The 9,765-nt window shown below is 57.9% G+C and carries 9 protein-coding genes; 7 read left to right on the top strand and 2 right to left on the bottom strand.

Annotated elements, in window-relative coordinates; all coding sequences use genetic code 11:
* Both H9646_RS06165 and H9646_RS06160 read right to left on the bottom strand, forming a co-directional pair.
* Positions 1 to 183, bottom strand: a 183-nt coding sequence (locus H9646_RS06165; RefSeq protein WP_191722796.1) for a hypothetical protein, incomplete at its 3' end; no start/stop codon positions are given.
* 59 nt (positions 184 to 242) lie between these two features.
* Positions 243 to 1,004 carry a Crp/Fnr family transcriptional regulator gene (locus H9646_RS06160; RefSeq protein ID WP_191722470.1) on the bottom strand — a complete coding sequence of 254 codons (762 nt, stop codon included), beginning with the start codon at positions 1,002 to 1,004 and terminating at the stop codon, positions 243 to 245.
* A gap of 286 nt (positions 1,005 to 1,290) precedes the next feature.
* Between H9646_RS06160 and H9646_RS06155 the strand changes: the two genes are divergently transcribed.
* From H9646_RS06155 to H9646_RS06125, 7 genes are all read left to right on the top strand, one after another.
* Positions 1,291 to 3,225: an AMP-dependent synthetase/ligase gene (locus H9646_RS06155; RefSeq protein ID WP_191722469.1), complete on the top strand. Its 1,935-nt coding sequence runs from the start codon at positions 1,291 to 1,293 to the stop codon at positions 3,223 to 3,225.
* A 25-nt stretch (positions 3,226 to 3,250) separates the two neighbouring features.
* Positions 3,251 to 4,036 carry an ABC transporter ATP-binding protein gene (locus tag H9646_RS06150; protein ID WP_191722468.1) on the top strand — a complete coding sequence of 262 codons (786 nt, stop codon included), beginning with the start codon at positions 3,251 to 3,253 and terminating at the stop codon, positions 4,034 to 4,036.
* Between the two features lie 11 nt (positions 4,037 to 4,047).
* Positions 4,048 to 4,977: a branched-chain amino acid ABC transporter permease gene (locus H9646_RS06145; protein ID WP_191722467.1), complete on the top strand. Its 930-nt coding sequence runs from the start codon at positions 4,048 to 4,050 to the stop codon at positions 4,975 to 4,977.
* 23 nt (positions 4,978 to 5,000) lie between these two features.
* Positions 5,001 to 6,065, top strand: a complete 1,065-nt coding sequence (locus H9646_RS06140) for a branched-chain amino acid ABC transporter permease (protein WP_191722466.1) — start codon at positions 5,001 to 5,003, stop codon at positions 6,063 to 6,065.
* 66 nt (positions 6,066 to 6,131) lie between these two features.
* Positions 6,132 to 7,445 carry an ABC transporter substrate-binding protein gene (locus H9646_RS06135; protein ID WP_191722465.1) on the top strand — a complete coding sequence of 438 codons (1,314 nt, stop codon included), beginning with the start codon at positions 6,132 to 6,134 and terminating at the stop codon, positions 7,443 to 7,445.
* A gap of 121 nt (positions 7,446 to 7,566) precedes the next feature.
* Complete coding sequence (locus tag H9646_RS06130) at positions 7,567 to 8,406, top strand: ABC transporter ATP-binding protein (protein ID WP_191722464.1); 840 nt, start codon at positions 7,567 to 7,569, stop codon at positions 8,404 to 8,406.
* A 66-nt stretch (positions 8,407 to 8,472) separates the two neighbouring features.
* Positions 8,473 to 9,720, top strand: coding sequence for a phenylacetate--CoA ligase family protein (locus H9646_RS06125; protein WP_191722463.1), 1,248 nt, complete (start codon positions 8,473 to 8,475; stop codon positions 9,718 to 9,720).
* Positions 9,721 to 9,765: the final 45 nt, after the last annotated feature.

The raw sequence follows: 9,765 nt of genomic DNA, 5'->3' as shown, positions 1-9,765 counted from the left end.
GCGATCACCGCCGCCAAAACCACCTTCACGGCGTGGGCCACGGTCATCGCGCGGGCCAAAGGACTGGCCGCCGCGAGGACGATCATCCCCCCGGCGCTCGGTGCGATCACCAGCAGGGCGGGCGGGACGTGAGGCGCCGTTAGACGATGGGCCTCGGGAATTGGGGTGGTCTTTGAAAGACATGCTCGGCTCTTGGAGTTAGGGGGCTATTGTCGCGCCCCTTGTACAGCCTTGCTAGCCGCTCAGACTATGCCCTCGCGCGTTACAGCTTCTGGCACAGCGCCGCGCTTGCTGCTGGTGAAAAGTCCATCGCGCAAGGCCTGTAAATCCATCACCCGCAAGCCACCATATTCCACCTGAATAGCGCCGTAGTTTTCTAAGGTGGACAAAGCTTCATTCACCCTTTGTCGCGACAAACCCACCAGATACGCCAGCTCTTGCTGCGTAATACGAAGCACCGCACCCACGGCCGGGTAGAGCACAGGGTTGAACAAAGCCGCCAGACTGCGTGCAACGCGCACATCAGGGTTGCTGATGCGGTCGATCTCGCGCGCAGCAATGAACTGACCCAGGCGTTCGTTGAGCTGGTTCATGATGAAGCGGTTAAAACCCAGCGAGTTATCCAGCAGCCACTGGAACGTCTCTACAGGAATGCCTGCTATCACACTTTTTCGCAGAGCCTGAATGTTGTAACGGTAGGTTTCGCGCTTGATACATGTGCCCTCTCCAAACCATCCACCCGGAGGCACACCGGTAAAGGTCATGGTCAAGCCATCGACGTTGTCGGCGCTCATTTTCAGCAGCCCCTCGGTCAAACCCAGCCAAAAACTCACGGGCTTGCCAGCATGGCTGACATATTCACCAGCAGATGCTTGCGTTACCAGCAGCGTGGAGACAGCCCGCTCGCGCTCATGCGGCAGCAGCAGGCTGATCCATGGGATGGCATTGATCTCTTCAGGGGTGGCAGCACGGCGGCGTTGGTACAAAGAAGTGCTTGGACTCATAAGTGGCAAGCATGTGCGCAGACCCCTTTGTCGTGACATTGGGGTTTGCCACGACAAACGGCGGCACTGCATGGCGCATGGCCTGATTCAAGTCAAATGTTGGCATTTATGGGACATATGCCGACAAATGCCGCGTACTAACCCGATTAGGTCTTTCCCGAGAATGTCGTCGTAAAGACAAGAAAACGTCAAATCACTACCTAGTATTGCCTTCATTCGCTGAGTGGCGGTGCTTGATTGCCACGCTCACCAGTTGGCCCGAGGTTTGAATCTGTGAGGATCTGCAATGGCAACAACATTTCCGCATCTGCTGCTTCGGCATGCTGCCGAAAGGCCCGCGGCTGCTGCATTGCGCGAGAAGGAATACGGCATCTGGCAAACATGGAGCTGGGCAGACGCTGCCCGTGACGTGCGCCAGATGGCATGTGGCCTGGCTGCGCTGGGGCTGGCCAAGGGGCAAAACCTCGCCTTCATCAGCGACAACCGCCCCAGCCTTTACATGGGGTTCATCGCGGTACAAAGCCTGGGCGCAGTTCCCATTCCGCTGTACCAGGATGCCGTCGCGCAAGAAATGCGTTTTGTCATCGAGGATGCCGAGGTTGCATTTGCATTTGCAGAAAACCAGGAGCAAGTCGACAAGCTGCTGGAAGTGCGTGAATCTGTGCCCAGCATTCAGCACATCATTTACGACGACCCACGCGGCCTGCGCAAATACGAGGCACCCGGCCTCATCAGCATCGCTCAGCTCAAAGAGCTGGGCCAGGCATGGGACCGCGACCACCCCGGCACCTGGGACGCCATGGTGCAGGCAGTGCAGCCTGAAGACGTATCCGTCATTTTGTACACCTCGGGCACCACCGGCAAACCCAAAGGCGTGTGCCAAACCCATGCCAGCTTTATCGGCGCAGCACAGGGGGGCGTCGAGGTCGATGGCCTGAACCCGTCTGACAACGTGATCTCCTACCTGCCACCAGCCTGGGTGGGTGATCATCTGTTTTCAGTGGCCCAGTGGATGGTGGCGGGCTTCACGATCAACTGCCCAGAATCTGCCAGCACCATCAACATCGATCTGCGCGAAATTGGCCCCACTTATTACTTCGCGCCGCCCCGGGTTTTTGAAGGCATGCTGACCTCGGTGTCCATCCGCATGGAAGACGCTGCCAAACCCAAGCAATGGCTGTATGAAAAGTGCATGCACCTGGCCCAGCGTGTGGGTGCCGACATCCTGGACGGCAAGCCTGTGGGCGCCTGGGATCGCTTCAAGTACTGCCTGGGTGACCTGTTTATCTACGGCCCGCTGCGCAACGTCATGGGGCTGTCACGTATCCGCGTGGCCTACACCGCCGGCGCGGCCATTGGCCCGGACTTGTTCAAGTTTTTCCGCTCCATAGGCATCAACCTCAAGCAGCTGTATGGCCAGACCGAGACCTGCGCCTATGTCTGCATTCAGAAAAACGGACAGGTCAAACTCAACACCGTAGGCCAGGCGGCCCCCGGCATTGAACTGAAGATTGCGGACAACGGTGAAGTGCTGGTCAAAGGGGTTTCGGTACTCAAGGAGTACTACAAACGCCCGGATGCCACGGCTGAAGTGATTGATGCACAGGGCTACTTTCACACCGGCGACGCAGGCGTGCTGGATGAAGACGGCCACCTGCGCATCATTGACCGGGCCAAAGACGTGGGCAAGACCAACGCCGGGGCCATGTTTGCGCCGAACTACATCGAGAACAAGCTCAAGTTTTTCCCTCAGATCAAAGAAGCGGTGTGCTTTGGCAACCTGCGTGACGAAGTCTGCGCTTTCATCAATATCGATTACGAAGCAGTGGGCAGCCTGGCTGAACGCCAGGGCATTCCTTACGGCGGCTATGTGGATCTGGCCTCCAAACCACAGGTGCTGGAGCTGATTGGCGAGTGCATCAACCAAGTCAACGCGGATCTCGCTACCGAAGCCGGCATGGCTGGCACCCAGGTCGCACGCTTTTTGGTGCTGCACAAAGAGCTGGACCCGGACGACGATGAACTTACCCGCACCCGCAAGGTACGGCGCAACTTCATTGGGGAAAAGTACGGTGTGCTCATTGAAGCGCTGTACAGCAGCAAGACCGAGCAGTTCATTGAAACGCAGGTGAAGTTTGAGGACGGCCGCACAGGCAGCGTCAGCGCCACGCTGCAAATCATCAACGCCAAGACATTCCCGGCCACGCGTGCCGCTGCTTGATAGCCCGAACGAAAGACCAGCAGCCATGACAGACAAGAAGATTGGCGATGTCATTTTGGACATCCAGAACATCAGCCTGCGCTTTGGCGGCGTGAAAGCGCTGACAGACATTTCGTTCAACGTGCGCGAGCATGAGATCCGCTCCATCATCGGGCCCAATGGCGCCGGCAAAAGCTCCATGCTCAATTGCATCAACGGGGTCTACACCCCCTCTGAAGGTTCCATCACTTTCAGAGGCCAGACCTTCAGTCACATGAACAGCCGTCAGGTCGCTGAAATGGGCGTAGCCCGGACCTTTCAGAACCTGGCACTGTTCAAAGGCATGAGCGTGATTGACAACATCATGACCGGCCGCAACCTCAAAATCAGGAGCAATGTGCTGATGCAGGCTCTGCGTGTAGGCCCTGCCCAACGTGAAGAGATTCGCAACCGCGAGTTTGTCGAACACATCATCGACTTCCTTGAAATTCAGGCCTATCGCAAGATGCCTGTGGGCCAGTTGCCTTACGGCCTGCAAAAGCGTGTGGACCTGGGCCGTGCCCTGGCCATGGAGCCGCAGGTACTGCTGCTGGACGAGCCCATGGCAGGCATGAACGTCGAGGAAAAGCAGGACATGTGCCGATTCATCCTGGATGTGAACGATGAATTTGGCACCACCATCGTGCTGATCGAGCACGACATGGGCGTGGTGATGGACATTTCCGACCGTGTCGTAGTGCTCGATTACGGCAAGAAGATTGGCGACGGCGAGCCCGAAGCAGTGCGCAATAACGAAGACGTGATCCGGGCCTATCTGGGCGCTGGCCACTAAGGAGCAGAAACATGGGATTTTTTCTGGAAACCCTGTTCGGTGGCCTCATGGTGGGCACGCTGTACGCGCTGATCGCCATTGGGTTTGTGCTGATCTTCAAGGCCTCAGGTGTCTTCAACTTTGCGCAGGGTGCCATGGTGCTGTTTTCAGCCCTGGCCATGGCGCGCTTTTCGCAGTGGATTCCCGAATGGCTGGGCATTGAGCCCGGTCTCGTTGGCAATCTGCTGGCCATCGTCGTGGCCCTGCTGATCATGGTTGTGGTGGCATGGCTGATCGAGCGGCTGGCCTTGCGCCACCTGGTCAACCAAGAGCCCATCACCTTGCTGATGGCCACACTGGGCATTGCCTATCTGCTGGACGGGCTGGGCCCCATGATTTTTGGCAGTGCGGTCTACAGCATCAACGTGGGCATGCCCAAGGACCCCGTTTTCATCATGGACAGCCTGTTTCCAGGTGGCGTGATGATCAGTCTGGAAGACCTGTATGCCGCATGCATTGCGGCCTTCATGGTGGTCTGCCTGAGCCTGTTCTTTCAGAAAACCAAAACCGGCCGCGCCCTGCGTGCAGTTGCTGATGACCACCAGGCCGCGCAATCCATCGGCATTCCACTGTCGCGCATCTGGGTCATCGTGTGGTCAGTGGCGGGCGGTGTGGCGTTGGTGGTGGGCATCATCTGGGGCTCCAAGCTGGGCGTGCAGTACTCGCTGTCGCTGGTAGCGCTCAAGGCCCTGCCAGTAGTGATTCTGGGTGGCCTGACGTCACTGCCCGGCGCCATCATCGGCGGGCTGATCATTGGTGTTGGAGAAAAACTCTCCGAGGTCTATCTGGGCCCCATGGTGGGCGGTGGCATCGAGACCTGGTTTGCCTACGGTCTGGCCCTGTGCTTCCTGCTGATCCGCCCTCAAGGGTTGTTCGGCGACAAAATTATCGACCGCGTCTGAAGCCGTAAGAAGAGGAAACCGACATGTTTTATCGTGAAAACGGCCAGTTCAAAACCAGCTACGCGGCCGACCAGCAAATCTTCTCTGTGGCACAGGACCGCTACGCCGTCCTGCTGATTTTGGCAGTGGCCTTTTTGGTCATTCCTTTTGCAGCCAGTGACTACACCTTTCAGGCTGTCCTGATTCCCTTTGTCATCATGTCGCTGGGGGCCATGGGACTCAACATTTTGGTGGGCTACTGCGGCCAGATTTCACTGGGCACCGCCGCCTTCATGGCCGTGGGTGCTTATGCAGCCTATAACCTGCAGGCCCGCATTGAAGGCATGCCGCTGCTGCTGGCGCTGATCGGTGGTGGCCTCGTGGCGATGGTCTTTGGCATCGTGTTTGGTCTGCCCAGTCTGCGCATTCGTGGCCTGTATCTGGCCGTGGCTACGCTGGCCGCCCAGTTCTTTGTGGACTGGCTGACCACACGTGCCGCTTGGGTCACCAACAACTCATCCTCAGGCTCGGTCAGCGCCAAGCCGCTGGCCATTCTGGGCTGGAGCATTGACACCCCGGTAGAGAAATACCTGCTGTGCCTTGTCATTCTGTGTGTACTGGGCTTGGCCGCCAAAAACCTGGTGCGTGGTGCCATTGGCCGCGAATGGATGGCCATGCGCGACATGGATGTGGCCGCTGCGGTGATCGGCATCCGCCCCACCTACGCCAAGCTTTCAGCATTTGCGGTCAGCTCTTTCATCGTCGGCATTGCGGGTGCACTCTGGGGCTTTGTGCACCTGGGTGCATGGGAGCCAGCAGCCTTCAGCCTAGATCGCTCGCTGCAACTGCTGTTCATGATCATCATTGGCGGTCTGGGCTCCATTGTCGGCAGCATTTTTGGGGCCGCATTCTTTGTGCTGCTGCCGCTGTTTCTGACTCAGGTTCCACACTGGCTGGGCCTGCCCATTTCTACGGCTACCGCCACCTATCTGGAACACATGATTTTTGGTGCGCTGATCGTGTTCTTCCTGATTGTGGAACCCCACGGATTGGCCAAGCTGTGGGCCACAGCAAGACAGAAATTGCGCGTCTGGCCATTTCCGCATTGATTCTTTAAGACACCACAGAGTGCCTGCAACCGGGACGCCGTCCCATACAACCGAAGGAGACAGTTGATGATGTTCAAGAAAATTGCGATGGCTGCCGCTACTGTGGCAGCAAGCATGGGCGCTCTGATGACTGCGCCCGCTGTGCAGGCACAAGAGCAGTTTGTTCCGCTGCTGGTGTACCGCACCGGCCAGTTTGCGCCGCTGGGCATTCCATGGGGCGACGGCAAGCAGGACTATCTGAAGCTGGTGAACGCCAAAGGCGGCATCAATGGCGTGAAGATCAAATTTGAAGAGTGCGAAACCGCGTACGACACCGCCAAGGGCGTGGAGTGCTATGAGCGCCTGAAGAACAAGGACGGTGGTGCCTCGGGCTTTGATACCCAGTCGACTGGCATTACCTTTGCCGTGACCGACAAGGCCCCCGGCGACAAGGTGCCTGTGGTGACCCCCGGCTATGGCCTGTCTCAGTCTGTAGACGGCAAGGTGTTTGAGTGGAATTTCCCGCTGCTGGGCAATTACTGGACGGCTGCTGACTCCATGATTCAGGACATCCTGAAGAAGGAAAACGGCAACCTCAAGGGCAAGAAAATTGCACTGGTCTATCACGACTCGCCTTATGGCAAGGAGCCTATTGCACTGCTGGAAAAGCGCGCTGCCAAGGACGGCTTTGAGCTGCTCAAGCTGCCTGTGACCGCGCCCGGCGTGGAGCAAAAATCCACCTGGCTGCAGATTCGCCAGAGCCGCCCGGACTATGTGCTGCTGTGGTCCGCTGGTGTGATGACCCCCACCGCTGTGCGCGAAGCGCAGGCCACTGGCTACCCACGCGAGAAGATGTACGCCATCTGGTGGGGTGGCTCTGACCATGATGTCAAAGACATTGGCGCAGGTGCCAAGGGCTACAACACCGTCACCATCCACAACACGGCCGAAAACGACAAGGTGCATGCCGATGTCAAGACCATGCTCTACGACAAAGGTCAGGGCACAGCCCAGGACCCCAAAGAGCTGGGCCAGCTGGCACACACACGCGGCATGATGATTGCCATGCTGCAGGTCGAAGGCATTCGTACGGCGCAGGAGAAGTTTGGCAAGGGCAAGGTCATGACGCCCGAGCAAGTGCGCTGGGGTCTGGAGAACCTGAACCTGACACAAGAGCGCCTGAACGAGCTGGGCTTTGGCAAGATCATTCGCCCCTTCAAGACCAGCTGCGAAAACCACCTGGGTGCCGACTGGGCACGCATTGCGACCTGGGATGGCAGCAAGTTCAAGGTGAACTCGGACTGGTATCAGGCCGACAAGTCTCTGGTCGATCCTCTGTACAAGGAATATGCAGAGCGCTACGCCAAGGAAAAGAACGTCAAGGTTCGCTCCTGCAACTGATGCACTGAAACACGGCCCGCGCTTCACCGCTGCGGGCCGTGCAAAGTGTTCAGCCAAGTCAAGCTCCAGCGCTTATCCAGCAGGCGCAGCCAGCTATTAATTTGAGTATTCAGGTGATTGCATGACCGATTCTTCCAACCGCATCCCCACCCCTGCCAGCGCCGCACCGCTGGTGGAAGTCAATGGCATCGAAGTCATCTACAACCATGTGATCCTGGTGCTCAAAGGCGTCTCACTCCAGGTTCCACACCAGAGCATCGTGGCATTGCTGGGCGGCAATGGCGCCGGCAAGACCACCACGTTGCGGGCCATCTCCAACCTGCTCAAAGGAGAGCGCGGCGAAGTCACCAAAGGCGGGGTTACGCTGGAAGGCGAGCAGATTCAGAATCTGTCGCCTGCTGAACTGGTCAAGCGTGGTGTCGTGCAGGTCATGGAAGGCAGACACTGCTTTGCCCACCTGACCATCGAAGAAAACCTGCTCACTGGCAGCTATACGCGCACTGACAAGGGTGAGATTGCTGCCAATCTTGAGAAGGTCTACAACTACTTTCCGCGCCTCAAAACCCGGCGTACCAGCCAGGCTGCTTACACCTCAGGTGGTGAGCAGCAAATGTGTGCCATTGGCCGCGCCATCATGAGCAATCCGCGCATGGTGCTGCTCGATGAGCCGTCCATGGGCCTGGCACCGCAGATCGTGGACGAGGTGTTCCACATTGTCAAAGATCTCAACAGCAAGGAAAAAGTCACCTTTTTGCTGGCCGAGCAGAACACGAACATGGCGCTCAAGTATGCCGACTACGGCTACATCATGGAAAGCGGCCGCATTGTGATGGATGGCACCGCCAGCGACCTGGCCTCCAACGAAGACGTCAAAGAGTTCTACCTGGGCGTTGGTGGCAGCGAACGCAAGAGTTTTCGAGATGTCAAAAGCTACAAACGTCGCAAACGCTGGCTGGCTTAACCGCGGCTTCCAACATTTCAACTTTTTTGCGGTTGCAAGTGACCACCGCGTCTTGAGGAATTGAGCATGCATGAGCATTACGACAGTTTGGAAGTCCGTTCACCACAAGCACGTGAAGCCGCTTTGATGGCCGCTCTTCCTGCGCATATTGCACATGCACAGGCACACTCCCCCGCGTTTGCGCAAATTCTCCACGGCGTGGACGCCGCAGCCATTCACAGCCGCGCCGCACTGGCGCAGCTGCCGGTTACACGCAAATATGAACTGCTGGCCAAGCAACAGGCTGGGCGCGCCAGCAGCCCGTTTGGTGGATTCAACACGCAGGCGTTTGGCCCGCATATGCCGCATGTCTTTGCCAGTCCGGGCACCATTTACGAGCCCGAGGGCACACGAGCGGATTACTGGCGCATGGCGCGTGCAATTCATGCCGCTGGTTTTCGTGCGGGCGAGCTGATCCACAACTGCTTTAGCTACCACTTCGTGCCTGCGGGTTCGATGATGGAAACAGGGGCACATGCGATAGGCTGCACGGTTTTCCCCGGCGGAACAGGCCAGACTGAGCAGCAAGTACAAGCGATGGCTGAGCTGCGTCCAGCAGGTTACATCGGCACGCCCAGCTTTCTTAAACTGATTTTGGAAAAGGCACACAGCATGGGCACCCCCATCCCCAGCGTGCGCAAAGCTCTGGTCAGTGGCGAAGCATTTCCCCCTTCTTTGCGCGATTGGCTGCATGCGCAGGGCATTGATGGCTATCAGTGCTATGCCACTGCCGACTTGGGTCTGATTGCTTACGAGACATCTGCGCGCCAGGGCCTGGTGATTGATGAAGGCGTGATTGTCGAAATCGTGCGTCCCGGCACTGGTGAGCCCGTGCCAGATGGAGAGGTTGGCGAGCTGGTGATCACCACGCTCAACCCCGACTACCCATTGATCCGGTTTGGCACCGGAGACCTCTCGGCCATATTGCCCGGACACTGCCCTACTGGGCGCACCAACCACCGCATCAAAGGCTGGATGGGCCGCGCCGATCAGACCACCAAAGTGCGGGGAATGTTTGTTCACCCCGCTCAGGTGGCCGATGTGATCAAACGCTTCCCCCAGGCCCACAAAGCACGTTTGATCATCAGTGGTGAGATGGCTAATGACACCATGACGTTGCTGGTGGAAAGCCAAGAAACTGCCCCGGGTTTCACCCAGCAAATCAGTGATGCAGTGCGCGACATCACGAAACTGCGTGCCGACATTCAACTGGTCGCTCCTGGCAGCTTGCCCAATGACGGCAAAGTAATTGAAGACGCTAGAAGCTACAGCTAGAAATACCTCACCGCAGCTCCTGCCCCCACCAGCGTGACTCCGGCA

This window comes from Comamonas avium (assembly GCF_014836675.1).
GTDB classification, from domain to species: domain Bacteria; phylum Pseudomonadota; class Gammaproteobacteria; order Burkholderiales; family Burkholderiaceae_C; genus Comamonas; species Comamonas avium.
The sequence above is the reverse complement of the archived record's forward strand: the minus strand, read 5'-3'. Positions and strand labels throughout refer to the sequence as shown.